Genomic DNA, 26,264 nt, shown 5'->3' with positions numbered 1-26,264 from the left:
CGAGCATACCAATAATACAGTGAAAAAACGAAAACAAAATGCTTGTACGCCCCTCACATTCGCCACCACCTTGACGTTAGGGTGAACGAAATGAAGCATTCTCATTCCCCAAAAAAGAGCAGGTCCCGCCGGCGCAGCTCTTCTGCCGTTTGAGGGTGCTTCTGCTGAGATGAGGGCATATATACTTCATTCTCAATTTCCCTTAAAAAATCCTGCAAGCATAAGAAATCAGCATATTGTTTTACCGCCATTCCGATAAGGCTGTCTTGTGAACCATACCGCATCCGGATCTCCTTATGCCTGATTTTTTGCCGTAAATCATGAACCATGCCGGATAATCGGATCGGAGCGCCTTTTTCAAAAAGTTCCGCAAGCCGCATGTATAAATGGCCCTGCCACACAAAAACGGGACTTGCAAACACAAAGCCCGCTGAAACGGGAATAAACACTTCAGAGGGGAGAAATGGAAATGCAACCTGATGTCTTTCGTAAAAAAGACGCCGGATAAGACCGGCATCTTCTGATAAAAACCGCCCGCTTTTGTTGCGGAAGCCGGCAACGGCACGCCCCCACGAGGGAAGTCTGACGCTGTGCCGCCCTTCCGGATGACAAATGTCTTTCAGGTTTGCTTTGTGAAGAGGGATTGTGGTTAAGCCGGCATAAGAATAGCCGGTGTAAAACGGAGTGATGGAATGCAGCCTGTAAAAGGAGCGGGCGTCGGGGCAGTAAAACATTAAGGAGGAAAATGAATTGACTTCAAAGAACTGCCAGTGAAAAGCAGAAAGCCGGAAAAATTGCGCGGCCATCCGTTTTAACCGTTTTGCCCCGATGATCCAGACCGGCCGGTACCCGGCGTTTTTCAGGCCTGCCGTCCGGCTCTTTAAAGAGTCCGCCGAAAGGTTAGCACATTGAAATTCAAAAGCCAGCCTCTCTTCTCCGCTTTCTGCCGTCAAGTCAGGCCGCTGCCCAGCGGAAGTCAGATACGGTTCCAGGCTGACACTGCACCCTTGTGTCTTCAGCCAGAGAAAAAGCTGTCTTTTTCCTTCCAGATGGTATTCGCTTTCAGGTTCGGATTCCCCGGGACACAGCCTGCTTTTTTTATGAGCGAAGTGCGGCAGTTTCTCCCGTCCCAGTTTGATATCAAGCTCACTTTTGCAAACGGGGCAGAACCAGCGTTTCTTTCTCAGCTCCGCCGCTTTTTCCTTTGAATAGCTTCCGGCCAGCTGAATGAGCCGTCCGTCGGCAGTCACAGCACTGAACATGTTGCATCTTCTCCTTTCCTGAATCTTGTTGTATTCAGCAGGAAGAAGGCATAATCCTGTTTGCGGATGAGAGCCGTTATACGGTTTTCAGCCGTTCATCCTGTCATTCAGAACAAAAAAAACCGATTTCTGCTGAGAGAAATCGGTTTGTTATGATGCAAAGTGTTTTTTTATTGTATATAACGCATGATCAGCGATCACCAATTTGCCGTATTCTTCAAGACGGTGAATGCTGACTGATGATTCGTGCGCGTACTCCAACAGGATGCTTAGCTGATTTTCAACCTCTTCATCAGTTTGCTCATAAAAATCTGCATATAAATAATATCGGTCTTCAAACGAATACAAGGTCGTTTTGATTCCGTTAAGATTCAATTTTGATAGCGAGATGAGATCCTCAAAATCATCGAACCGCAAAGTGAACTGAAGCTTTTGCTCCTTATCTTCCCGGCTCTCGGCCTGCTCTTCTTTCTGGAAATCATCAAGTAAAGCATCGAGATTTTCATCTGCCGGCTCTTGTTTTTTATCTTCCGGGATCGGCAGTTCGAGTTTTTGTCCGTCCTTGGAAAGCTGGGCTTTTGTTACGATTATTTCCAGTCCTTTGTCCAATGCCTGAACCTGAATCCAAAGAGGACCCTCGACAGCGAATTCCTCTTCATCATGCACTTCATCCATGACTTCCCAGAACAGTTCTTCACTGCGCTCGCGATTGTACCAGATTTCTTCTCTGTCAAAACCGCGATCTTCAATATCACCATAAGACATATAAAATTTTACAGTATGCTCATTAATTCTTTCTATTTCCATTTTGCCAACCTTCCCTTCTTTATAAGATGTTGAAGGGACATCTAAGCTCCCGATGAATAGTACTTTACTACACTTTACCCATTCCGTCCACATCTTAACCTTATAGAAGACAGCGCAAATTCTTTATATTTCTATTTTATGATAAAACAGTTATAAAAGAAATAAAAAAGCATTTTCACACTGAAAAACAGGCTTTCTCCCGGTTCCCATCATAAATAGCGCACTGCTTCATATATTAGCTGTACAAGCAATCGATCTATAAGCGAGGTGTTACCATGCCGCACGATTACCTGCTGTCCCTTCTGCTTATTATCGGGATTGACCTTATTCTCGGCGGTGACAATGCCGTCGTCATCGCGATGGCCAGCCGGAATCTGGCCCATAAACAAAGACAGCAAGCGATCATCTTCGGAACATTTATTGCAGTCGTCTTGAGAATCGTTCTGACGAGCGCTGCGGTCTATTTATTGAATGTTCCTTTTTTACAATGCGCAGGCGGGGTATTTTTATTGTATCTCGGCTATCAGCTTCTGATTGAGAAGAAAGATGCGCAGCATGTAAAAAGCAGTTCTTCTCTTTGGAAAGCCATCCGCACAATCGTTCTGGCTGATATCTTTATGTCGCTTGACAATGTCATCGCAGTAGCCGGCGCTTCTCACGGTGAGCTGACACTTGTAGTGATCGGTCTCTTCATCTCGGTGCCGATTATTATTTGGGGCAGTAAGCTCGTTCATGCCGCCATGGAAAAAATGCCTTTATTGATGTATGCCGGGAGCGGCCTTCTCGCATTTACCGGCGGTGAAATGATTGCCGGAGACAGCAAGCTGTCATTTTTCATGGCAGAACACGGCATGATACAGATGATGCTGCCGATTTTGACCGTCGTTTTTGTTATCCTCGCCAGTATGATTTACCAGCAGACTGAAAAATAACAAAAAGCCCAAACCGCGATGGTTTTGGGCTTTTTCCATGCTTATCGTAAGCTTATATCAATTGGCAAGACGCTGTGCTTCTCTTAATTGGAAAGAACGCACTTTTCTTGGCAGGAATCGTCTGATTTCATCTTCGTTATAGCCGACTTGCAGACGTTTTTCATCAATGATGATCGGACGGCGGAGCAGTCCCGGATGCTCATTGATCAAAGTATATAAGTCTTGAAGCGGCATAGATTCAACATTTACGTTCAGTTTCTGGAATACTTTAGAACGGGTAGAGATAATTTCATCCGTACCGTCTTCAGTCATACGCAGAATCTGCTTGATCTCATCAATTGATAACGGCTCGGAGAAAATGTTTCTTTCTACAAACGGAATCTCGTGCTCTTCAAGCCAAGCTCTTGCTTTTCTGCATGACGTACAGCTAGGTGATGTGTATAATGTAACCATTAATCTTCACTCCTCTAATTAGTAGGATGAACATGTTTGTATTCTCAAATTGAAATGACTTTAAAAAAGGAATCTTTATAGGTATTATACTATAAAAAAGTAAGTGTGAACAGTCTCCTGAGAAAAAAATGTGTCAATCCGGCAAATTTACGGCTGGCGGATTTTTCCCCATTCTCAATTAGCTCAGCTGATCGAAAATGTTTTTTTGTTTTTTCTCATCAATGACTTTGAGAACTTCATCCGTTTTTTCGTATGATTCTCCGTACCATTTTTCATCTTTATAAGTGTGAATGTTTTCATATGTCTGTTTCATCGCTTCAAATATTTCTTCTTCTGATTCCGTCTTAGGTGACCAGTACAGAATCTCCATTTTGTTCACTTCATTCGTAGCCAATGACCGGCGCCGATACCCGATTGACTGCGCGTGCTTGAAATGCTCTCTTTGATAAAAACGCAAGCGTTTCTGTGTATCCGTGTCATCCTCGTCAACAGGCTCCACCTCAAGCAGAATCGGCTTGTTCTTCTTTTTCAGTCTGCCGATCAGCTTGCTTCCGAGGCCTTGTCCTCTGGATTTCTTTGACACAAACAGGTAATCAATAAAGATGAAAGAGTCAAATTCCGCATACATCAGCACGTGGTACTGCCCCTCTTCTTTATGATAAACATCGCTTTGCTCCTTTAACAGAGCTTCCATATGCGCTTTTGATTTCATTTCTTCAATCGGAAAATATTCACTCAGCTTTTCGTACCAGTTCATTCATTTGCTCCTTATGGGTTCGTTGTCTTCACACTTTTAGATATACCCCATTTCCGATTGTTTAAACAATCTTACATCTATTAAGACGTGTGATCCCTTAACATGGTTTCAATTTTTTTAAAATGGTGTGTAATCGACGTTTTTGGTATAACGGTTTGCCGCGTCCCACAATAAAAATTCGTCAATTCCTTCATCATGCAGCGCTTTAACCTGGTCTTCCACCTGGCGTTTCCCGTACTTTTGATAATTTCCGCTGCCGAGATATGATGCCGTGAAATCCTGAAGCCACGGACGCGATACAGGCCGGTGTTTCAGCTTAGACAGCTTTTTATTTTCCACCTTCGCATATTCTTTGACGACATTGTAAGGCTCAAGATCCGGTTTATCAATGCCGAAATAGCTTGTCCAATGGCTCGGATAAATCATGGATGAAATGACATCGACCTGGTCTGAAATTTTGCTGAAATTCTGGCCGATACCAGGCGCTTCCGGCAGCGTGGCTGAATAGCCGAAAATATCAACCGACACATCCGCGCCGTACGGCTTGAGTTTTTTCTTCGCATAACCGACAAAATCGGTGACGGCGTGAACGCGTTTTTGCACATTGCTGTCTGCTGTTTTCCCGTAATCGCCGTGTCCGTATGTCAGTTCGTCATCACGTTTTTCAAATCCTTCAGGAAAACGGACATAATCAAACTGAATTTCTTGAAACCCCATCTTTACGGCTTGTTTTGCAATCTTTACATTGTAATCCCATACTTCTTTCATAAACGGATTGACGAACGATTCTCCGCGGCCGTTTTTCCAGACACTTCCGTTTTTTTCTTTAAAGGACCACTCGGGCTTTTTGTTCGCGAGTTCGCTGTCTTTAAATACGACAATACGCGCGATCGGATAAATCTTTTTTTCCTCCAGCTTTTTCATCATCTTTTTTGGGTCTTTGATGTACGGCTTGGCGATTTTGGCATACTCAGAATGGCCGTCCGGCTTAAAGGTGAGGTTTCCGTTGTCGTCCTTGACATCAATCACCATTGTATTGAGCTCCGTTTTGTCCACAAAGTCTGTCAGCTCCCCGAATTTGCTTCCTCCCGCTGAATGTCCTGTGACGTAAATGCCCCGCACCTTATCAGGATGTGAAAAATGCAGCCCTGACGGATAAGCGAACCGTGCATTTGATTTCGGCAGTTCTTTTTCAGCCAGCGCTATTTTTACAAGCGGCTGCTCCTCTTTCACAGCGGCATGGGCCGGATAAGCGGCTGCACTGATAAACAGTCCCGCACAAATGGCGCACAAAATGGTTTTCATACTGATCTCCCCCTTTTTTTCCATTATAGAAAAACGGGAGCAGGCTTAATAAACTTGAATGTGCGCAAAAAAATCCTCCAAGACTGAGTCTTGGAGGATGATACTTTTATAGATAGGTTTTAAATTCAGCTTCTGTGCACATGACAAAATGTCCCGGTTTCACTTCTCTGAATTCCATTTTTTCTCCTTCTTGGAGCTGATGAACTGCCGGATCGTATTTCTTTCGCATGCGATTTCTTTCATAGTCCGGATCAGGAAGCGGGATAGCGGACAGCAATGATTTCGTATATGGGTGAAGCGGATTTTCGTAAAGCTCATCCGCCGGCGCAAGCTCCACCAATTTTCCGAAATACATGACGCCGATGCGGTCGCTGATGTATTTAACCATTGATAAATCATGGGCGATAAACAGGTAAGTGAGCCCTTTTTCTTTCTGCAATTCTTTCATTAAATTGACGACTTGCGCCTGAATGGAGACGTCAAGCGCCGAAATCGGTTCGTCCGCGATGATAAACTCCGGATCAACCGCCAGCGCTCTGGCGATTCCGATACGCTGGCGCTGTCCGCCCGAAAATTCATGCGGGTAGCGGTTGGCGTGCTCTTTATTTAAACCGACCGTTTCCAGCAGTTCGTGAACCCGCTGCATCCGCTCTTTTTTCGTTTTTGCGAGGCGGTGAATATCTATTCCCTCGGCAATAATGTCGGCGACTGTCATTCTCGGATTTAAAGATGCGTACGGATCCTGGAAAATCATCTGCATTTTCCGGTTAAACTCCAGCAGCTTCTTGCGGGATTTTTTCCCGTGGACATTTTCCCCGTTAAAGAGAACTTCCCCTCCGGTTGCCTCATACAGCCGGATAATACTGCGGCCCGTCGTTGATTTACCGCAGCCCGATTCGCCGACAAGGCCGAGCGTTTCGCCTTTATAAATATCAAATGACAAATCATCTACGGCTTTTACCGTTCCTTTCTGCGTGAAAAAATGCTGTTTTAAGTGTTTGATTTCGAGAAGTTTCTCAGTCATTTTTTTCACCTTCCTTCATTAAAACAGGATGCTGATACGTATTCGGAAGCTGACGGATTTTAGCCTTCACCGCTTCAGGCGGCTCGACCTTAGGCGCATCAGGATGCAGAAGCCACGATTTCACAAAATGCGTGTCAGACACTTTATACATCGGCGGTTCCTGTTCAAAGTCAATTTTCATCGCATATGAGCTGCGGAGCGCAAATGCATCCCCTTTCGGAGGATTCGTCAGATCAGGCGGCGTGCCCGGGATGGCCGTCAGTTTTTCCTGATCGGTGCTGTCCAGGCTGGGCATTGAGGCAAGCAGCCCCCACGTATACGGATGGCGCGGATCATAAAAGATTTCATCCACCGTGCCCGATTCGACGACCTGACCCGCGTACATGACGGCGACCCGGTCGGCGACATTGGCGACAACGCCGAGATCATGCGTGATAAAAATGATAGACGTATCAATTTTCTTTTGCAGATCTTTCATCAGCTCAAGGATCTGTGCCTGAATCGTCACATCAAGCGCTGTGGTCGGTTCATCGGCAATTAACAGTTTCGGATTTGCCGCAAGCGCCATCGCGATGACGACACGCTGTCTCATCCCGCCTGAAAATTCATGGGGGAATTGGCCGATCCGTTTTTCGGGCAACGGAATTCCGACGAGATCAAGCAGCTCTATGGCGCGCTTTTTCGCCGCTTCACTTGAGATTTTTTCATGTTTGAAAAGCACTTCCGTAATTTGTTTGCCGACTCTCATCGTCGGGTTCAGAGAGGTCATCGGATCTTGGAAAATCATTCCGATGTCCTTTCCTCTTATAGTCTGCATTTCTTTTTCGGACATCGGCACGATATCACGTCCGTCAAAAAGAATCTGTCCTCTTTTAAAGTAGCCCGGCGGCATCGGGATCAGCTTCATAATCGCTTGGGAGGTCACACTTTTTCCGGAACCCGACTCCCCCACGATCGCCAGCGTCTCTCCTTTATTCAAATGGAAATTCACCCCGCGGATTGCCTGTACCTCTCCGCCGTATGTTTTAAATGAAATGGCTAAGTCTTTTACTTCTAGCAAACGTGTCACTCATATCACTCCTTATTTGCGTAACTTAGGATCCAGCGCGTCTCTTAACCCGTCGCCGACAACGTTAAAGCCGAACATCGCCAGGCAGATAAAGCCGGCAGGGAAGAACAGACGCCAAGGGTAATAGGTTAATGCAGGCAATCCGTCTGAGGCCATCGTTCCCCAGCTCGCAAGCGGCGCAGGTACGCCGAGGCCCAAATAACTTAAAAACGCTTCTGTAAAAATCGCCGTCGGAACCGTCAGTGTCATCGTTACGAGGATAGAGCCCATCGCGTTCGGGACGATATGCTTAAACAAAAGCCGGCCGGTTTTGGCACCGAGTGTCTGTGAAGCAAGCACATACTCCTGATTCTTTAATTGCAGGACCTGTCCGCGGACGATCCTCGCCATATTGATCCAGCCCGTGATCGTCATGGCGACGATAATGGTGAGCAATCCTTTCGGCAGGACAACCATCAGCAAAATAACCATTAATAATGAAGGAACAGCCCACAGAATGTCGGCGATGCGCATCATCACTTCATCTGTGCGTCCGCCGCGGAATCCGGAAATGCTGCCCCAGATTACGCCGATCAATAAATCAAGCACGGCAGCTGCGACACCGATAAAGATGGAAATCCGCGCCCCCACCCATGTCCGGACGAATATATCCCTTCCAAGGTCGTCCGTGCCGAACCAATGATCTTTCGACGGCGCTTTATCCGCATTTAATAGATTGGTAGTGGCATAATCATATCTTGAAAAGATAGGCGCAAAAATCGCCATCAGAATAATAAGAACGATCAGTACGAACCCGACCATCGCAAGCTTATTGCTGCGGAAGCGGAGCATGGCGTCTTTCCAGAGGGAAAGGCTTTTTTTATTTATTTTTTCGGCATCGCCGGCATTAGCTGAAGCTGGTTCAAACATATTTTTAGGAATGTTCTGCATGGTCTAGGCTCCTTTCTTTGCTTTGGAAAGCTTGATTCTCGGATCGATTAATCCGTACAGCACGTCTACAATTAATACGCATAAAAGCAGGAGCACGCTGAAAAACACGGTAACTCCCATAATGACCGTATAATCACGGTTTGTAATGCTGTTTACAAAATGCGCGCCTAAACCGGGAATTCCGAAAATGGATTCAATGATGAAACTTCCCGTTAAAATGGATGCCGCCATCGGCCCCATATATGTCACGACCGGCAAAAGCGCATTTCGCAGCGCATGGCGCACGGTGACTGACGGACGGGAAAGTCCTTTAGCTTTTGCAGTCCGTATGTAATCGCTGTTTAACACTTCAATCATGCTTGAACGGGAGAGTCTGGCAATGAACGCCATCGGCATGGAAGCGAGCGCAATGGAGGGCAGAAAGGTGTATGCCCAGGATTCCCACCCTGCGACCGGGAACAGTTCTAATTTAATTGAGAAAATATATTGCAAAATCGTCGCCAATATAAAGCTCGGAACTGAGATCCCAAAGATCGTTAAAATCGCAATGGTATAATCCTGCCATTTATTATGGTACAGGGCAGCAAGCACCCCGAAAAGCACACCGAACGCTAAAGCGAGGAGAATAGCTTCTGCACCGAGAGTGAATGAGACGGGGAAGCCTGAATTGATTAAATCATTAACACTTTGGCCTTTATATTTAAAAGAAGGCCCGAAGTCCCACATCGCCACAGATTTTAAGTAGCTGACATATTGAACGAAAAGAGGCTTGTCCAAACCATAGTGTTCGTTTAAGTTTGCCTCAATTTCAGGCGGCAGCTTTCTTTCGCCGGAAAATGGTCCGCCCGGCGCTGCCTGCATTAAGAAGAACGTGGCGGTCACAATCACAAACAATGTGATGATCATGTAAATGAATCGTTTACCGATATATTTCAGCAAGGTGAACACCTCCATGTTTTTTACAATTTTATACGTAATCAGTAAGAAAGGTATATGGGGACATCCTCCCCATATACCTTGGGTCTTTTGTTCTCAGAACCGGCTTTTATTCAAAAGAAGCGTTTCTGAAGTAAACTTCGCCTGTTCCTGTCAAGATCACATTTTTGAGGTTTTTATCCTGCACCCAAGGATCCGTATAGAAATAAACTGGCGCGACCGGCATTGCGTCCATAAAGATCTTTTCTGCTTTTTTCAGCTCTTCGATACGTTTATCCGGATCCGTTTCAAGCTGAGATTGGTTCAGCAGCTTTTTAAACTCAGGATCTTCCCACCCGGTATCATTGTTTCCGCCTTCTTTATCACGGAACAATTCAAGGAAGTTGATCGGATCGTTGAAATCGCCGAGCCAGCCCATACGCGCGATTTGGTAATTCTGGCTGTGCAGCTTGTCGATGTAAACATTCCATTCGGAGTTATCAAGCTCAACTTTGACGCCCAAGTTCTTTTTCCACATTTCCTGTACGGCCTGCGCGATTTTCGCATGCGCGTCATCCGTATTGTAGGACAGTTTGATCGCCGGAAGGTCAGAGGCATTCTTGACGCCTAATTCCTTCAGTCCTTTATTTAAGAATTCTTTAGCTGATTTGACGTCATTGTCTTTGAAATAACCTTTTGTGTTATCCTTGAATCCCTTCATTGACGGCGGCACCGCAGCCATGGCCGGGATTTGTTCGCCCTGCGTTACATTTTTCACGATGGACGAGCGGTCGATCGCATAAGCAAGGGCTTTACGGATGTTGACATTGTTCAGCGGTTTCTCTTCTGTGTTGAATTTGTACCAATACACGCCTGCGATCGGTTCAACGTGAAGAGATCCGTCTTTTTTCAATGTCGGCAGAGATTCAGTCGGAAGCTGGCCGAGCGGCATTCCTGCCCAGTCAAGCTCACCGGCCTGGAATTTTTTCAGTTCGGTGTTGTTATTGTTAATCATCACCATATTGATTTTCTTCAATTTCACAGCGTCTTTATCCCAGTATTGATCGTTCTTTTCGAGCGTGATGGAACCGCTGTGTTTCCAGGCCGTCATTTTGAACGGGCCGTTTGACACATAATTTTCGCCCGCGTTTGTATTCCAGTTTTTATGTTTTTCCGCGATTTTCTTGTTGATCGGCATATACGTATAGAATGAAGTTAATTGCGTGAAATAAGGTGTCGGGTTATTCAGTTCAACCTTTAATGTTTTGTCATTTACGGCTTTTACGCCTACATCATCAATCTTGCCTTTTCCTGTATTGGCAGCTTCAGCGCCTTTGATGTAGTAGAGCTGATAAGCGTATTGTGATTCGTTGTTCGGGTCAAGCGCCCATTTCCATGCATATTCAAAATCCTGCGCCGTCACCGGGTCGCCGTTAGACCATTTCGCACCGTCACGAATCGTAAATGTATAGGTCTTTCCGTCTTTGCTTGTTTCAATTTTAGATGCCATTCCTTCTTCAGGCTCACCTTTGGAGTTTACGCGTGTCAATCCTTCAAAAGTCTGTCGGATTACGCCTCCTGACACGGAATCATTCGCTAAACCCGGATGCAGTGAGAACGGCTCGGTTTTAATATTGATATTAAGTGAAGTCTGTCCTTTGGTGTCTTTTTTACCGCCGCCTGATCCGCCGCTGAATCCGCCGCACGCACTTAATACAAGCGAGAAGATAAGCATCAAACCTACAATAGACCAACGCTTTTTCATGCACTAACCCCCTAATCAAATTTTTCAGCCTTTACTACTAAATACTCAGAAATATCAGACAAAATAACTTAATATTTTTCTAAACTTTAATTGTGTTCCGTCTTTTCTGATTATTTTATGTAAAGAAGCTGTAACAATAGAGTGAACAAGTTCATTATAATGAAATGAATAATTTATTGCAATACTATTTTCTCAATTTAAAATATTTAAATTTGGTCAGTTTTTCTGTCAAAAAGGTGATACACTTCTATAGTTTAAAGCATGACCTAACTAAATTTTTTTAATGTAATTTCCAGTTCATATTGCTTTTTACATATAATATTCGTTATACGAAATGTTGATATACGTTATCATTTAAGCATTTTCAGTTCTTTTTGAGGATTTCCACCCCTAAAGCAAACTGGAAATAAGCTTGTATTCCTCTGATGACATTTGGCTATAATTGATTTATAATAGATCAATCAAATACATTTGTTGTGATTGCGATGATGAAGAGTAGTACACATTTTCATCCGTTTGAAGAGAGTCTGCGGTGCTGGGAGCAGGTAACGGGCGATGTGGAATGGACTTCTGAGCAGCTGACCGAACGTTAGTAGGCCCAGCCGGAGCAGCCTCCGTTACCAACGTCTCGAGCGATTCCATTGTAATGGAATAATCAGGGTGGCACCACGGTTCATTCGTCCCTTTTTTCTACGGGAAGAATGGGCTTTTTTTATTATGTTTTAAGAAATGAGGTAAGAACTATGAAGAAAACGATTTTTTCAGGCATTCAGCCGAGCGGTTCCGTTACCCTCGGCAACTACATCGGCGCAATGAAGCAATTTGTTGATTTGCAGCATGACTACAACGGCTACTTCTGTATTGTCGATCAGCATGCGATTACGGTTCCGCAGGATCGGCTTGAGCTGCGGAAGAACATCCGCAATCTCGCGGCTCTTTACCTGGCCGTCGGACTTGATCCCGAGAAAGCGACCCTCTTTATCCAGTCGGAGGTTCCCGCTCATGCCCAGGCGGGGTGGATGCTCCAATGCGTCGCATATATCGGCGAGCTTGAGCGGATGACGCAATTTAAGGATAAGTCAAAGGGCAAAGAAGCCGTCGTGTCCGGACTGTTAACCTATCCGCCGTTGATGGCCGGCGATATTTTACTGTACGGAACGGACCTTGTTCCGGTCGGAGAAGACCAAAAACAGCATCTTGAACTGACCCGCAACCTGGCGGAACGCTTTAATAAAAAATACAATGACATCTTCACGATTCCTGAGGTGAAAATTCCTGAATCAGGCGCGCGCATCATGTCACTGGCTGATCCGCTCAAAAAAATGAGCAAATCAGATCCGAACCAAAAGGCATTCATCACGCTGCTTGATGAGCCGAAGCAGCTCGAGAAGAAAATCAAGAGCGCAGTGACTGATTCTGAAGGCATTGTAAAGTATGATAAAGAAAACAAACCGGGCGTTTCTAATCTTTTGACGATCTATTCTATTTTAGGGAACACATCAATTGAAGAATTAGAAGCTAAATATGAAGGCAAAGGGTACGGTGAATTCAAAAGCGATTTAGCCGAAGTCGTTATCGGCGCATTGACACCGATCCAAGAGCGCTACCGTGAATTAATTGAGAGCGACGAGCTTGACCGCATTCTCGACGAAGGGGCGGCGCGCGCAAACAAAACGGCCGGCAAAATGGTGAAGAAAATGGAAAACGCCATGGGTCTCGGACGGAAAAGAAGATAAAAAAAAGAGGCGGGAGAATCCCCGCCTCTTTTTTTAGTTCACTTTTGATTCCTGTTCCATTTCCCAAAGCTTTTCGAAAAACGGCTGCCCTTTAATCAAATTTTCACAGAACGCAAGATGTTTATCCGACCAGCCTTCAATTGTTTCATTGTAAAGCATGTCCCAGATCTCTTCAAAACTCATCCGTTTGATCTGCTCATACATATGCGGATTCCATTCCGTGTACCAATACACAATTTCCGCACGGTTTTTCAGCCCTTTCAGCTGGTCGAGCGCCATAAACATCAGCTGCTTGATCTGCCGCTCTTTTCTCGTCAGACCTCTGACATGCTCCGGCGCCAATGACAAAATGTGATATTCCTTTGAAGACTCCAATTGCGACGGCTCAAATTGAAATGATTCCGGTTCTACATCCTTTACCATTTCATAAACAAGCTGCTCCTGTCTCGGAATCAGGCGGCTCTTTCTGACAGGAATGGTATACCCGATCGTATCCACGGCAATGATGCCGATCCCGTCTGTCACGACAAAACAGTACTCCAGCTTTGTCCGCTCGTGATTTTTTCGCACGTATGACTTCTGGTGGACTTGGTCAAGCAGCTCTTTCGGAAGCTCTGATAAGTCGTTTTCTATGTAATGAAATAATACCGACGGCACTCTGAGCAGCGGCGTCTGATCCAAAAGCTCAACCGTGTCTTCCTTCCGCCATTCATGAAAATGGCATACATTGTAGCCGTTTTCTTCCCCTTCAAACCAATTGACCCATACATCATGAAGAAATAACATATTCGACCCCTCACTTTATAAAAACTGTTGTCCACAGTATAGGCAAGGGATAGATAAATTATTCCATTTCAATATGAGATTTCCGTATTACGGAGCTGGATTTCCGACTGCATTGCAACAAAAAAATCTCCCGTTCCGTCCGGGAGATCATTTTACATTTTTCGGATCAAGCGCATCACGCAGCCCGTCTCCGACAAAGTTGAAGCACAATACGGTAAGAAGGATCAACAAACCCGGGAATAACGGGTACCACCAAGCCTGAATCATAAGCGTAAAGTTCTGTGCATCCTGAAGCATATTGCCCCAGCTTGCGATCGGGGGCTGAATCCCGAAACCGAGATAACTTAATGTAGATTCCGCCAAAATAACCGTTCCCACCTTTAATGTGGCTGAGACAATAATCGGTCCGAGCGCATTCGGCAGTATATGAGAAAAGATGATGTGATGATTTTTTGTACCGATCGTCTTTGCAGCTAATACAAACTCTCTGGAACGAAGCGATAAAAACTCCCCTCGGACAAGGCGTGCCGTTGTTGTCCAGCCTGTAAGGGAGAAAATTAAAATTAATTTATCCATTCCGGGCTGAAAAATCGTAACAAGTGTAATAAGCAAAAATATATCAGGTATGGATAATACGATATCAACGGTTCTCATGAGAACGGCATCGACAAACCCTTTAAAATATCCGGCAACAGCTCCGACAACTGTCCCGATTGTAATCGCGCCGATCACAGAAGCGAATCCGACAAGCAAGGAGACGCGCGCCCCGTACAGAACCCTCGTAAAGATGTCTCTTCCGAATTTATCAGTTCCCATTAGATGTTTTAAGCTCGGCGGCTTCAAACGATTGATGAGAGATTGACTCTCCGGAGAGTAAGGAGCGATTACCGAAGCGAATAAAGCTGACAAGATAATGATGGTTAATATAACGGCTCCGATTACAGCTAGTTTATTTTGAAAGAACTTTTCGAAAAAAATCTTCGTCATTGTTTCCGGTTTGGATTGAATATTTTCCTTTAATTTCACTTCGCTGGGGGGTGTGCCGGTATTTGGCTGTAACATTTGACCTCTCACCTCTCTTTGTTAATATTCAATACGGGGATCAACCAGCGCATATAAGATGTCCGCAATTAAATTCCCCACTACAACCAAAACAGCTGAAATGACCGTCATGGCCATGATAACCGGATAATCCCGCGAAAAGGCTGAATCAATAAACAATTTGCCGAGACCCGGCCAAGTAAAAATCTGTTCTACCACTACCGCTCCCCCGATAAATGACGGTATCATCAAACCAAAAATAGTGATGACAGGAAGAAGTCCGTTTCTCAAACCGTGTTTAAAAATCACTTTATTATCTCGGAATCCTTTCGCACGCGCCGTTCGTATATAATCCTGTTTTAACACATCAAGCATACTGGATCTTGTGTATCTCGTTATCCCTGCCATGTCTGCCGTGGCGAGCACAAAAGCAGGCAGAATCAAGTGATGCAATCGGTCAAATATGTTAAAGTCAGCATTCAAAGTGCTTACTCCGCCAGTGGGAAACCACCCCAGATTTACAGATAAAACCATGATTAAAATCAAACCGAACCAAAAATTCGGAATGGCAAGCCCTAAAAATGAAGTAACAGTTATCCCGTAATCCAATTTTGAATAAGGACGTTTCGCTGACAGAACACCAAATGGAATAGAAATAAGAAGAGCGACAAGGGTTGAGAAAAGCATAAGCACAATCGTATTCGGTAAGCGGGATAAGATAAGTTCAGAAACCGGAGTGCCTTTCTTGACGATAGAAGTCCCAAAATCCCCTTGCAGCATATTCCCCAGCCATTTCACATATTGAACAGGTTCCGGATCATTCAACCCGTATTTTTCAATGAATTTCGCCCTGTCCGCTTGACTGATTGTAGGGTCCATCATAAGTGACATCGGGTCTCCCGGCGCTGCTTTCATGATGGCAAACGACAAAATTGTAATGCCTAAGAGAATCGGCAAGGACATTAATGTTCGCCGTAAAATATATGTAACCATATTCTTGTCCCCTTTTTAAATAGGATAAGAGAGGAAAGGAACCTCCTTCCCTCTCCAGGGCTTTTGCTATTTTTGATCCAGCCACCATTTTTCAATATTGTACAAGTCATTTTTAGGGTGGAATACATAGCCTTGTAAATTATTCGGCATCGCTCTGTGGTAATTGTAATAGAATAAGAAGCTGTACGGCTGATCTTCAGCAATCAATTTGTATATCTCTTCATACTTCTTTTGGTATTCTTTTCTGTCTGTAATTGTCTTCGCTTCTTCAAGCAGCTTATCGACTTTCGGGTTTTTATACCAGATATTATTCAGCCCGTTTTTCGATTGGCTTGAATGGAAGATAGAGAATTGATCCGGGAACGTTGCAAGACTCCATCCGAGAAGAAGAGCGTCATAATCCCAATTAGGGGCACTTGTCTGTTCGATTAACGCACTGAATTCAACAATTCGCGGTTTAGCCTCGATTCCCACTTCTTTTAATTGCTGCTGAACGACAACAGCTAAATCTTCACGAATTTTATTGCCTTGATTCGTTTTAATTTCAAATGAGAATTTTTTTCCGTCTTTATCAAGGTAGCCGTCACCATCATGGTCTTCCCATCCGGCTTCTTTTAGCAGCTGCTTTGCTTTTTTCGGATTATAATCAAATGTCGGCACTTTAGACTTCGGATAATTCCATGACAGCGGACTCTCAGGAACATCCGCTACCTTACCGTCTCCGTTCAGCACTTGATCCACCATTGCCTGCCTGTCAAGAGCGTAAGTCAATGCCTGACGCACTTTTTTGTCCTTAAAAAGCTCTTTTTTCTCATTCCAGCCGATATAGCTGTAGTTTAAGCCAAGATCAGATTTGACCTTCACGTTTCCAAACGTTTTAACCGTATCAAAATCTGTGCCCGGCACAACGAAGAAATCAATATCTCCCGCTTTTAACTGGGCCACGGCCGCGTTAGAATCAGGAATTGTTTTGACTGTCACTGTATCAAGGTAAGGTCTGCCGCCAAAGTAATCATCATTTGCTTCCAGTTTGACATACTCACCTTTTTTCCACTCAACAAACTTAAACGGACCGGAGCCGATTGGATTTTTACGGTTAAATTCATTCTCTCCCAGATCTGCAACCGGCACCTTACCCAATATATGTTTTGGCAAAATGCCGTAACTGTCGAGAACGACATTATAGAAATAGGCATCTTTTTTCTTCATTTTAAACTGAATTTCATATTTTCCTTTTTTCGTCACGGATTTAAGGGACTCAAAACCCGAGCCACGCTCACCGTTGTAATCCTTGTTAAGAGGGATGCTGTAGGTGAAAACAACATCATCGGCCGTCAGCTCTTTTCCATCATGGAATTTAACGCCTTTTTTCAGTTTTACATCATACGTTAATCCCCCGTCAGCTTCTGTTACTTTTTCAGCCAGCGACGGCTTGACGTTTAATTTCTCATCAGTTTCCAATAATGTGCTGTAAATCATGCCTTCAATATCAGAACTTGCAACATCGGTAGAATAAAGTGGATTAAAAAGTGTGGGTTCCCCGGTTGACCCGACAACCAAATCTCCGCCTTTTTGCGGTTTTCCTGCCGGTTTGGATTCGGTGCTTGTGGATTTTGAGCCGGAGCAGGCTGACAGGAAGATGGCGAGCGCCATAAAAACACTTAGCATCATCAGTGCGCTTTTACGTAATTTCATATCAATTCCCCCTTTGTGATATATATGCAGCAAACTGGTTATGTAATCCGGCATACCCCCTCTCGATGCTTGTCATTTCAGGCATATAAATGGCAGGCGACGTAATGGCCGGGAGCGGCTTCTTCAAATGCCGGGATTTGTTCCTTGCAGATCGGTTTGGACATCGGGCACCGCGTGTGGAACACGCAGCCTTTCGGCGGGTTTGCCGGGCTTGGCAGTTCTCCTTTCAGGATGATTCGTTCCCGCTTGACGGCGTCTTTTTTTCTCGTGACGGGCACTGAAGACAAAAGCGCTTGCGTATAAGGGTGAAGCGGATTGCCGTACAGCTCGTGTTTATCGGTCAGCTCCATCATTTTTCCCAGATACATGACGCCGACTCTGTCGCTGATATGGCGGACAACACTCAAATCATGAGAAATAAACAAATAGGTCAGGTTGAATTCATCCTGCAGTTCTTCCATCAAATTGATGACCTGGGCCTGAATGGAGACATCGAGTGCGGAAACGGGTTCATCCGCAATAATCAGCTCGGGATTCAACGTCAGAGCCCGCGCAATCCCGATCCGCTGGCGCTGCCCTCCGGAAAATTCGTGCGGATAGCGGTTTGCAAAGCTCGGGTGAAGGCCGACTTTCGCCAGCAGCTCCTCCACTCGCTCGTTCCGCTCGCTCATGCTGTACATATGGTGAGTCTGGAACGGCTCTTTAATAATGGAACGCAGCGTTTTTCTCGGGTTAAGGGATGCGAAGGGATCTTGGAAGACCATCTGGATGTTTTTGCGGACGCTTTTTCTCAGCTTTTCTTCAGATAAGCCGGAGATGTCCTGCCCCTTAAAAAGAATCCGGCCGTCTGTCGGCTTGTATAAACGGATCATCGTCCTTCCCGCCGTTGATTTGCCGCATCCTGATTCACCGACGATGCCGAGCGTCTCCCCGCGCTTCAGTGAAAAAGAAACGCCGTCAACAGCCTTTATATCACCGACTTTCCTTTGAAAAAAACCGGAGCGGATCGGGAAATATTTTTTTACGTCTTTCAGCTCTAAAATCGTTTCTTGGTCTGCAGCTGTCATTTTGATTGGGCACCCTCTTCCTCATATAAAAAACATCTTACAGAACGGCCGCTTTCATGCGTTATCAGCTCCGGCTGCCCTGTTTTGCATTTGTCCATCGCTTTTGAACACCTCGGGGCGAATCGGCAGCCTTCCGGAAGATTATCCGGTGTCGGGACACTGCCTTTGATCGCTTTTAATGTATCAATCTCTCCATCTATCACCGGTATGGAGTTTAACAGCCCTTCGGTATACGGATGAAGAGGGTTTAAAAATAAGTCCTCCACACTCGCACTCTCTACGACTTGTCCGCAATACATAACGATCACCCTGTCGGCAGCTTCGGAAACCACACCTAAATCGTGAGTGATCAGCAGAATGGAAGTATCGAATTTTTTGCAGAGGTCTTTCATCAGCTCCAATACTTGGGCTTGTATCGTCACATCAAGCGCCGTCGTCGGCTCATCAGCGATCAGAAGCTTCGGATTGCAGCTGAGCGCAATGGCGATCATCACCCTCTGTCTCATCCCTCCGGAAAGACGGTGCGGATATTCTTTCATTACTTGTTCCGCTCTGGAGAATCCGACGAGTTCCAGAAGCTCGACGGCTTTTTTAGCCGCTTCTCTTTTATTCATTTTTTTATGGTATTCGAGCACTTCGGTAATTTGTTCGCCGATGGTCAGCACCGGATTCAGGGAAGTCATGGGCTCCTGAAAGATCATAGAGACGTCATTTCCGCGGATTTTGCAATATTCGTTTTCGGTGAAGGAGGCCAGGTCCCTGCCTTCCAGCTTAATCGAGCCGTCCATAATTTTTCCGCCCGAGCCTTGGACAAGTCCCATAATAGAAAGCGAGGTGATGCTTTTGCCCGAGCCGGATTCTCCTACAAGAGCGACGGTTTCGCCTTTGTTAATGTGAAAATCAACACCGTCGACTGCGGGGATCGGCTGTTTCTTTCTGAAAAAATAGGTCTTTAAATTATTCACTTCTAATAGTGTGCTCATGATACGCCCCTTTCTCATTCCGCTGAAGCAGAGGGAAACATACGTTTCGCTATCACAAAATATAGAATAGTCGAAAAATTTTATAGTTGTATATTATTACATCATTATTACAAAAGCAAGAATTTTTTAGGATAAATGTAATATCCTTAAATAATTTCCATTCTTTTAATCTATTAAAGCGTTGCTTCCAGAAAGGTTTTGGAAGGGATGGCCAATGCTTCTTTTACTGTTTTTTGATGATCGGTTAAATATTTTTTTACTATATTGAATCCGACGGCATAGCCGAGCATTGAGGGGAAGTATCCTTTTCCGTATAACAGCTGGGAAAACATTCTGCTGTCTCTCGTTAAGCGGAGGTTCGGCTTGACTCTTTTTTCAAACAGAAAATCAAGCTGCTCAGGCGTATAGTAGGACGTCCATTCCGCCGTAAGACTTGAGCCGAACCGCTCATATACAGCATATTCTGCCAGCCCCTCCATCATGATTGTATCAAGAAATGTCTCATCTTTTTCGTCCTTTGTCACATGTTCTAACCGGCAGACGTGATTATATTCATGTGTCATAAGGGCGGATACAGCTGAATTGGAACTATCCGACGATAGAAAGAGGAACATTTTGTCCCGAAAGGCCAGACCGGATTTTGATCCGAATTCCTGACGGATTTTCCGGTTTCGTTCATCGACGGGCAAAACTACGATCGGCACGTCCGGCCCGTTCCACTTCTCCTTTAAATAGGCTTCCTCCTTTTGAATATGGCTGTAGCATCCTTTTTCTTTCAGCCGTTTACTGGTCCTAACACCGTCCTTCAGATGGCGGAACATGCCGTGGTTTTGCAGCATCCCGAGTATCGGCTTCCACTCTTTCTTATCGGCCCCTGAAAAAAGCGGCAAAAGATGCGGGGCCAGGTCATTTACGGATGCCGCCTTTTCCATCCATTGATATGTCTGCTTGACGCTCATACCGGTTCGCCTCCTCTTGTTGTTATCATATGCACGCACAAAAAAACCGGCCACCTTTTTCAGGCAGCCGGTCAAAAACTGTATTATTGATATTTTTTAAAGATCAAAGTGGCATTATGTCCGCCGAAGCCGAGCGAGTTGCTGAGAACGATGTTGACATCCTGCTCGCGCGCTTTGTCCGGTACATAATCTAAATCACACTCTTCATCAGGTGTTTCAATGTTAATCGTCGGCGGGATAATGCCGTCTTTAATTGCCATGACGGAGAAGATTGCTTCAATCCCTCCGGCAGCGCCTAACAAATGACCCGTCATTGATTTTGTCGAACTGACGGCAAGCTTGTACGCATGATCACCGAAAACGGTCTTAATGGCTTTTGTCTCGTATTTATCATTGTAGTACGTGCTTGTGCCGTGAGCGTTGATGTAATCAATTTCTTCAGGCTTGATGCCCGCATCTTTGATTGCTTCCTGCATCGCTCTCGCACCGCCTTCCCCGTCTTGGGCAGGCGCGGTAATGTGGTAGGCGTCACCCGTTGAGCCGTAGCCGACAATTTCCCCGTAAATTTTCGCACCGCGGGCAAGGGCATGCTCAAGCTCTTCAAGCACGACGATCCCCGCACCTTCTCCCATGACAAAGCCGTCACGGTTTTTATCAAACGGGCGGCTTGCCGTCTTCGGATCAGGATTTGTAGAAAGGGCTTTGTTTGCGCTGAAGCCCGCAAATGACATTCTTGTCAGCGGCGCTTCCGTTCCGCCCGTAATCATCGCATCGGCATCGCCGCGCTGAATGACTTTAAACGCGTCACCGATAGAGTTCGTTCCCGTCGCACATGCCGTCACCGTACAGGAGTTGACTCCTTTTGCTCCGAGAGCGATTGAGATTTGGCCTGTCGCCATATCCGGAATCATCATCGGAACAAAGAACGGGCTGACCCTTCTCGGCCCTTTTGTCAGGAAGATTTCGAATTGGGATTCAAGCGTTTCAAGACCGCCGATTCCGGATCCGACCCAAACGCCGACTCTCGGCGCGATCTCGTCTGTGATGTTCAGACCGGCATCTTGAACGGCCATTTTCGCGGCTACGACTGCATATTGCGTGAAGCGGTCCATTTTTCGCGCTTCTTTTTTATCCATGTGATTTTCAATATTGAAATCTTTCAGTTCAGCAGCTACTTTCGCCGGATACTCGTCCGATTCCACACGTGTGATCGGTCCGATTCCGGATACGCCGCCGATTGCATTTTTCCAGCTTGTTTCGGCGTCGTTTCCAAGCGGAGACAGGGCTCCAAGCCCTGTAACGACTACTCTTTTTTTACTCATCTTGTGTGCACCTCACCTTTTTTTATCGTCCCCAGCGTATTGCTATGGCGCCCCATGTCAATCCTCCGCCGAAACCGACCATGACGATGACATCGCCGTCTTTAATTTTGCCTGCTTCCAGTTCCTCTACTAATGAAATCGGAATGGATGCTGCGGATGTGTTTCCATATTTATGGACTGTTTTAGACATCTTTTCAACCGGAAGCTCCAAACGTTCCCGTGCCGCTTCCATGATGCGGATGTTTGCCTGATGCGGAATCAAAAAGTCTACGTCCTCTTTGGAGAGGCCGGCTTTTTCAATAACATTTACACTCGATTCACCCATTTGCCGGACGGCGAATTTGAATACTTCTCTTCCATGCATGATTGTATGCCCTTTTTCATCTAAGTACAAGTGCTGACCGCCTGTACCGTCTGCTCCAAGCTCAAATGACAGTATGCCTCTGTCGTCGCTGACCGGTCCGATGACCGCCGCTCCGGCTCCGTCTCCGAACAGCACAGCCGTATTACGGTCGTCCCAGTCGGTAATGCTTGAGAGCTTTTCCACGCCGACCACGAGGACATGTTTGTATGTTTGCGATTCAATGAATTGTTTGGCGGTTACGATACCGTACATAAAACCCGCACATGCGGCGCTGATATCCATCGCGCACGCTTTTTTTGCCCCGAGCTTCTCTTGTATCATACAGGAAACGGTCGGGAAAGACTGGTCAGGAGTAACCGTCGCCACGAGGATCATATCAAGCTCCTCTGCGGAAATGCCGGCCTGATCAAGCGCTTTTTGAGCAGCCTCGGCGGCCATGCCGGATGAATACATATCTTCCGCGGCGATTCTTCTTTCTTCTATACCTGTTCTCGTACGAATCCACTCGTCCGATGTATCTACCATTTGTTCAAGATCATGATTTGTCAGCACTTTTTCCGGGATGTAACGGCCGACGCCAAGAATTCCAGCTTTCATTGGAAAAGACTCCTTTTTTATAATGAATTTAAAATTAATTAGTTATGATCAATTATTAGTATCAGGTACTAATTCTACCCTATTTTTTTTCTGTTGGCAATATATTCGTCTAAACTATCGGACGCTGCTCCTCATAGAATAAAAGGAAGACGAAAGGAGGCTTCACTATGGATATTTTCTCCAAAATGATGTTCGGCGATTCCAGAGACCGGGATAAAGAGCCGGAAGAAAACCCGGAGCAGCCTCAGGCTGAAAACGAAGAAGAGATCGATTACAACCACGTGTTGAATCAGCTGGGGTCCATCATGAACTCCCTGGATCAATTAAAGCCCGTATTTAAAGACTTTGCGCCGATGGTGTCCGCCATAAAGAAAAAAATCATGTGAAAAGCCACTTCATGAAAAAGTGGCTCTCTTTATTTATTCAGCTCCCCGGCATCAGATCTGCCAAGCTCATACGCTTCCGCCATGACCGATGTAAACAGGTCCATAAACGGCTGAATCATTTCCATAGACAGATCTATGCCGGATTTCTCAAGCTCCGCCTTTGCTTCCGGCAGGTATTTCATCGCGATCTGCATAAATTCAAGAGACTTTTCATGCTGCATGTGTATCCACCTCTATTCATTTGACGGCAGTTCATTTGTTTGGTTATACGTTTTGACAAGGTCTGAGATTTTGTCTTGAAACGCTTTGTCCACCAGCGGGCTGAACGTCCCCATTTCAACGACTCCTTCCCTGAAATCAAAGTCGTGATCTCCGCTCTTGAGCGTACCTTTATTATATTGCTCGGCAATTAATGTATAGGCTTTATCTACGTTTTGCACCGTGCTTGTCAGCACCGTGTTTTTGCCGAGATTCGATTGCTCGGCGACATAGCCGATGGCGTAAAGCCCGTCTTTTTTGATTTGCTGAATGACAGGAACATTATACCCGTCTCCGGCCGGATATACAACATCCGTGCCTTCCGCTTTTAACTTCTCGTAAAGATGCAGCGCTTCATTGCCGTTATCCCAGTGGTCCGTAAATTCAGTATTGACGGTGATATCAGGCTTTTCATATTTCGCCCCTTTGATAAAGCCGTCTACTTCAGGCTGCCACAGAAAGGAGGCGATGACACCTACCTCATTGGTTTTTGACATATGGGCGGCCGTCATTCCCCCGAAAAAGCCCATTGCTTCTCCCATAAGGTGAACGCTTGTGACATTATCGCTTTTCGCCGTTCCGTTTGCGACGACGAATTCCATGTCGGGATAATCCTTGCTGATCATATTGAAGATTTCCTCGTATTCATTTCCGTGCCCGTATAAAAGATTGACTCCTTTTTTATGAAAATCATCTATCGCTTTTAAAATATCTTCATCGGATCTGATATTTTCTTTATAATAAACGTCAACGTTAAATTCAGATTGTATCGCTAATAAACCTTTGTAACCTTTTGTACCCCATACCAAGTCACTGATGGTATCGGGAAAAAGCATTCCGACCTTCTCAATTTTTCCTTTAAACGGAGTTTGTGCGCATCCGCTCAATAAAAGGAGGACAGAAAAGATCATGACAAGCCTGGTGATCAAGCCATGTTCAACCCCTTTTCAAACTCATAACATATATAATTAATATACGTTTATTGTAGCGGTAATACACATAACATGGAAGGTATTTCTTAAAAAATGTCGAATATTGATGAAAATTGTCTTTTCCATTCTTTAATTTTTTCTTCCGCTTCTGTTTTTTGCGTTTTTTCTTTTATTTCCAGGGTAATAATCTGAATTTCGTCTTCTGTGCCGTCAGCCTCCAGCTTATTCATCAGCCCGCAGACCGCGTCTTCTAAAAAGATCCTGCTTTCGCCATCTTCTTTTTCTTCCGTCCACGGACCGTAAAGGGGAGGAAGGATAATCGCTTTTGCCGTATCCCGCTGACCGTTTTTTTCCCAGTCTCCTTGATCCTCACTGTAAACAATCCAATATAAAGGCTCAGCCCTTTCTTCGGGCAGACACCCGCTCCCGTATTGAACGCAGATACGATCGTATTCCTTTTCACCTATTTCATCTATTATTTGAAAAAGCCCGTTTCTCGCGAGCCACATTAAACGTTCTTCTAAATACAGCTGCCTCGTTTTGTCCTCCGGTTCTGCCAAAATGACATCAACGTGCACACCCTCATCCATCAACCGTTCGCACAATGAAAGGCCGAGAAATTCATCTGCTCCAATGATCAGCGCTGTTTTCATCACATCTGCCGCCTTTCCGGTTTTTCATTCACACACAAGCCAAACAGCCCTCTGAAAAGAGATGGCTGTTGTATTCTATTCATTACAGGTCTTTTTCATGACTGCGGAAAAACCGGCAGATGGCTCTGTAAATACGTGCAGGGTTCTCAAGCAGGTGATACGTGATATCAGTCTTGCTTCCGGTCTTTTCCCGGGCTTCTTTATACGCGTTCGCATGCAGGGTGTACGGGTACGGCGCTCCGGTCGTTCTTTGCCATATATGTACCGGCACGCGGGTGCGGCAGCCGGTAATGGTCTGATAGCTCAGTGAGCTTGCCTCTTTTTCAGAAACACCGAAGCTTTGTGCCGTTTCCCTCAGAAACTGCTTATAAAAAAACTTATTTTCTTTCTCTGATTCAAAATGGGCTTGAAGATCAAGACAAGGATCTAACATTGCGGCTGAACGGATATGCTCCGGTGAAGACTGCAGCAATTGATCGGCGATGAGGGCGCCCATGCCTTCTGCGAGCAAATGTATTTTCGGATTGAGGGTTTCTTGTTTCAGCACATAATGAATCAGCTGTCTGGCGTAAAGGGCGGCTTTTTCCGAACCCCAATGCCGTCCGTATAAATTGCTGTTGAAAATGGTGTACCCTCTGTCAAGCAGCGTATTTAACAGCCGGTTTCTCCCTTCATGTTCGAGCCAAAAGCTTGAGTCCCGGCTGACAAAGTGGGTTCTGTCCCCCAGAATAAAGATACAGAAGCCGTTCGGCCGATACGGCAGATGGATGACGTTCAGCTCAGATCCGAATTGGAAAAATCTTTCCGTTATCCCCATGCCTGCCCGCCTCCTTTTACTCCTAATCTCTCTATTGGCTATCATATGTAAGAAGAAAGAAAACGGATCGGATAAACTCCTATTTGCTGCTATGTTTTGGCTATTATCCCAAGCACGGGAACCGAATTTTCCGTCAGACGGCCGGACAGGCGGGCACATGTCAGTTTCAGGCGCGCTTTTTGATGAGAAAATGACCTTCCGCCCGCGCTTTATGTATGGTATGATACAACGTAGAATATAATGAAGGACGAGGTGGAAACGTGCGGTTAGTTATCGGTTTTATTTGGACGTTCCTTTTAACACATATGGCCTGTTATTTGATCGCCTCCATGAACAGCGCGGCGTACAATTTCAAGCAATCATCCATTATTGCCGTGGTTATTGCGGTGCTAGTCTTTGTTCTTGCGGAGATCATGCCTGTCAAACAGGATGCAAACCAGCATTAAATAAAGAAAC

27 protein-coding genes and 1 other annotated feature are annotated in these 26,264 nt (G+C 45.4%); of the genes, 4 read left to right on the top strand and 23 right to left on the bottom strand.

Going from position 1 to position 26,264, the window contains the following annotated elements; translation table 11 throughout:
- Positions 1–101: 101 nt before the first annotated feature.
- Positions 102–1,262 (bottom strand): competence protein CoiA family protein, encoded by a 1,161-nt coding sequence (locus ACWJJ4_RS10910; protein WP_454021643.1) that lies wholly within the window; start codon positions 1,260–1,262, stop codon positions 102–104.
- A 150-nt stretch (positions 1,263–1,412) separates the two neighbouring features.
- Positions 1,413–2,069: an adaptor protein MecA gene (gene mecA, locus ACWJJ4_RS10905; RefSeq protein WP_003155032.1), complete on the bottom strand. Its 657-nt coding sequence runs from the start codon at positions 2,067–2,069 to the stop codon at positions 1,413–1,415.
- Between the two features lie 275 nt (positions 2,070–2,344).
- Between mecA and ACWJJ4_RS10900 the strand changes: the two genes are divergently transcribed.
- The gene (locus tag ACWJJ4_RS10900) at positions 2,345–3,001 is read left to right on the top strand and encodes a TerC family protein (protein WP_003155033.1); all 657 of its coding nucleotides are present in this window, start codon (positions 2,345–2,347) and stop codon (positions 2,999–3,001) included.
- A gap of 57 nt (positions 3,002–3,058) precedes the next feature.
- Here the strand turns inward: ACWJJ4_RS10900 and spx are convergent, their stop codons facing one another.
- The 8 genes from spx to ACWJJ4_RS10860 all read right to left on the bottom strand — a co-directional run bounded on the left by spx (position 3,059) and on the right by ACWJJ4_RS10860 (position 11,219).
- A complete protein-coding gene (spx, locus tag ACWJJ4_RS10895; RefSeq protein ID WP_003155034.1) occupies positions 3,059–3,454 on the bottom strand; it encodes a transcriptional regulator Spx in 396 nt (131 codons plus the stop codon).
- Positions 3,455–3,632: 178 nt separating this feature from the next.
- On the bottom strand, positions 3,633–4,211 hold the full coding sequence (locus ACWJJ4_RS10890) for a GNAT family N-acetyltransferase (RefSeq protein WP_003155035.1): 579 nt from the start codon (positions 4,209–4,211) through the stop codon (positions 3,633–3,635).
- Between the two features lie 117 nt (positions 4,212–4,328).
- On the bottom strand, positions 4,329–5,516 hold the full coding sequence (locus ACWJJ4_RS10885) for a putative glycoside hydrolase (RefSeq protein WP_454021642.1): 1,188 nt from the start codon (positions 5,514–5,516) through the stop codon (positions 4,329–4,331).
- 106 nt (positions 5,517–5,622) lie between these two features.
- Entirely contained in the window at positions 5,623–6,540 is a 918-nt protein-coding gene (gene oppF / locus ACWJJ4_RS10880) for an oligopeptide ABC transporter ATP-binding protein OppF (protein ID WP_017417453.1), read from the bottom strand.
- The gene (locus ACWJJ4_RS10875) at positions 6,533–7,609 is read right to left on the bottom strand and encodes an ABC transporter ATP-binding protein (RefSeq protein ID WP_278071726.1); all 1,077 of its coding nucleotides are present in this window, start codon (positions 7,607–7,609) and stop codon (positions 6,533–6,535) included. The genes oppF and ACWJJ4_RS10875 overlap by 8 nt, the downstream gene beginning before the upstream one ends.
- 12 nt (positions 7,610–7,621) lie before the next feature.
- Positions 7,622–8,539 carry an oligopeptide ABC transporter permease OppC gene (oppC, locus tag ACWJJ4_RS10870; protein WP_003155041.1) on the bottom strand — a complete coding sequence of 306 codons (918 nt, stop codon included), beginning with the start codon at positions 8,537–8,539 and terminating at the stop codon, positions 7,622–7,624.
- Positions 8,540–8,542: 3 nt separating this feature from the next.
- Complete coding sequence (locus ACWJJ4_RS10865) at positions 8,543–9,478, bottom strand: ABC transporter permease (protein ID WP_003155043.1); 936 nt, start codon at positions 9,476–9,478, stop codon at positions 8,543–8,545.
- A 106-nt stretch (positions 9,479–9,584) separates the two neighbouring features.
- Entirely contained in the window at positions 9,585–11,219 is a 1,635-nt protein-coding gene (locus ACWJJ4_RS10860) for a peptide ABC transporter substrate-binding protein (RefSeq protein WP_039062894.1), read from the bottom strand.
- Positions 11,220–11,695: 476 nt separating this feature from the next.
- Positions 11,696–11,907, top strand: a binding site (T-box leader).
- A 55-nt stretch (positions 11,908–11,962) separates the two neighbouring features.
- Here ACWJJ4_RS10860 and trpS point away from each other — a divergent pair.
- Positions 11,963–12,955, top strand: coding sequence for a tryptophan--tRNA ligase (gene trpS / locus ACWJJ4_RS10855; RefSeq protein WP_014304785.1), 993 nt, complete (start codon positions 11,963–11,965; stop codon positions 12,953–12,955).
- Between the two features lie 33 nt (positions 12,956–12,988).
- Here trpS and ACWJJ4_RS10850 read toward each other — a convergent pair whose 3' ends face one another.
- The 9 genes from ACWJJ4_RS10850 to ACWJJ4_RS10810 form a co-directional block, all read right to left on the bottom strand.
- On the bottom strand, positions 12,989–13,741 hold the full coding sequence (locus ACWJJ4_RS10850; protein WP_014304784.1) for a YjbA family protein: 753 nt from the start codon (positions 13,739–13,741) through the stop codon (positions 12,989–12,991).
- A gap of 147 nt (positions 13,742–13,888) precedes the next feature.
- Positions 13,889–14,803, bottom strand: a complete 915-nt coding sequence (opp4C, locus tag ACWJJ4_RS10845; RefSeq protein WP_003155049.1) for an oligopeptide ABC transporter permease — start codon at positions 14,801–14,803, stop codon at positions 13,889–13,891.
- 21 nt (positions 14,804–14,824) lie between these two features.
- The gene (locus tag ACWJJ4_RS10840; RefSeq protein WP_003155051.1) at positions 14,825–15,775 is read right to left on the bottom strand and encodes an ABC transporter permease; all 951 of its coding nucleotides are present in this window, start codon (positions 15,773–15,775) and stop codon (positions 14,825–14,827) included.
- A gap of 66 nt (positions 15,776–15,841) precedes the next feature.
- Entirely contained in the window at positions 15,842–17,470 is a 1,629-nt protein-coding gene (locus ACWJJ4_RS10835; RefSeq protein ID WP_003155052.1) for a peptide-binding protein, read from the bottom strand.
- A 77-nt stretch (positions 17,471–17,547) separates the two neighbouring features.
- Positions 17,548–18,537, bottom strand: coding sequence for an ABC transporter ATP-binding protein (locus ACWJJ4_RS10830; protein ID WP_454021641.1), 990 nt, complete (start codon positions 18,535–18,537; stop codon positions 17,548–17,550).
- Positions 18,534–19,520 carry an ABC transporter ATP-binding protein gene (locus tag ACWJJ4_RS10825; RefSeq protein ID WP_029325950.1) on the bottom strand — a complete coding sequence of 329 codons (987 nt, stop codon included), beginning with the start codon at positions 19,518–19,520 and terminating at the stop codon, positions 18,534–18,536. The genes ACWJJ4_RS10830 and ACWJJ4_RS10825 overlap by 4 nt, the downstream gene beginning before the upstream one ends.
- 173 nt (positions 19,521–19,693) lie before the next feature.
- Entirely contained in the window at positions 19,694–20,479 is a 786-nt protein-coding gene (locus tag ACWJJ4_RS10820; RefSeq protein ID WP_012117278.1) for a DUF2268 domain-containing protein, read from the bottom strand.
- Between the two features lie 83 nt (positions 20,480–20,562).
- On the bottom strand, positions 20,563–21,801 hold the full coding sequence (gene fabF, locus ACWJJ4_RS10815; protein WP_003155056.1) for a beta-ketoacyl-ACP synthase II: 1,239 nt from the start codon (positions 21,799–21,801) through the stop codon (positions 20,563–20,565).
- Between the two features lie 22 nt (positions 21,802–21,823).
- Positions 21,824–22,762 carry a beta-ketoacyl-ACP synthase III gene (locus tag ACWJJ4_RS10810; RefSeq protein ID WP_007409122.1) on the bottom strand — a complete coding sequence of 313 codons (939 nt, stop codon included), beginning with the start codon at positions 22,760–22,762 and terminating at the stop codon, positions 21,824–21,826.
- A 167-nt stretch (positions 22,763–22,929) separates the two neighbouring features.
- Here ACWJJ4_RS10810 and ACWJJ4_RS10805 point away from each other — a divergent pair, with 167 nt between their 5' ends.
- Positions 22,930–23,148: a hypothetical protein gene (locus tag ACWJJ4_RS10805; RefSeq protein ID WP_003155059.1), complete on the top strand. Its 219-nt coding sequence runs from the start codon at positions 22,930–22,932 to the stop codon at positions 23,146–23,148.
- 29 nt (positions 23,149–23,177) lie between these two features.
- Here the strand turns inward: ACWJJ4_RS10805 and ACWJJ4_RS10800 are convergent, their stop codons facing one another.
- The 4 genes from ACWJJ4_RS10800 to ACWJJ4_RS10785 form a co-directional block, all read right to left on the bottom strand.
- Positions 23,178–23,369: a ComZ family protein gene (locus ACWJJ4_RS10800; protein WP_003155061.1), complete on the bottom strand. Its 192-nt coding sequence runs from the start codon at positions 23,367–23,369 to the stop codon at positions 23,178–23,180.
- Between the two features lie 12 nt (positions 23,370–23,381).
- A complete protein-coding gene (locus tag ACWJJ4_RS10795; protein ID WP_070081621.1) occupies positions 23,382–24,335 on the bottom strand; it encodes a BMP family ABC transporter substrate-binding protein in 954 nt (317 codons plus the stop codon).
- 89 nt (positions 24,336–24,424) lie between these two features.
- The gene (locus tag ACWJJ4_RS10790) at positions 24,425–24,991 is read right to left on the bottom strand and encodes a Rossmann-fold NAD(P)-binding domain-containing protein (RefSeq protein WP_094247079.1); all 567 of its coding nucleotides are present in this window, start codon (positions 24,989–24,991) and stop codon (positions 24,425–24,427) included.
- An 82-nt stretch (positions 24,992–25,073) separates the two neighbouring features.
- Complete coding sequence (locus ACWJJ4_RS10785; protein ID WP_156735203.1) at positions 25,074–25,808, bottom strand: lipase family protein; 735 nt, start codon at positions 25,806–25,808, stop codon at positions 25,074–25,076.
- Between the two features lie 260 nt (positions 25,809–26,068).
- Here ACWJJ4_RS10785 and ACWJJ4_RS10780 point away from each other — a divergent pair, with 260 nt between their 5' ends.
- Positions 26,069–26,254: a YjzD family protein gene (locus tag ACWJJ4_RS10780; protein ID WP_367069751.1), complete on the top strand. Its 186-nt coding sequence runs from the start codon at positions 26,069–26,071 to the stop codon at positions 26,252–26,254.
- The last annotated feature ends 10 nt before the right edge of the window (positions 26,255–26,264 follow it).

It is taken from the genome of Bacillus sp. JK62, assembly GCF_053663455.1.
Note: the sequence above shows the minus strand (reverse complement) of the source record. Positions and strands in the feature narration are given on the sequence as shown.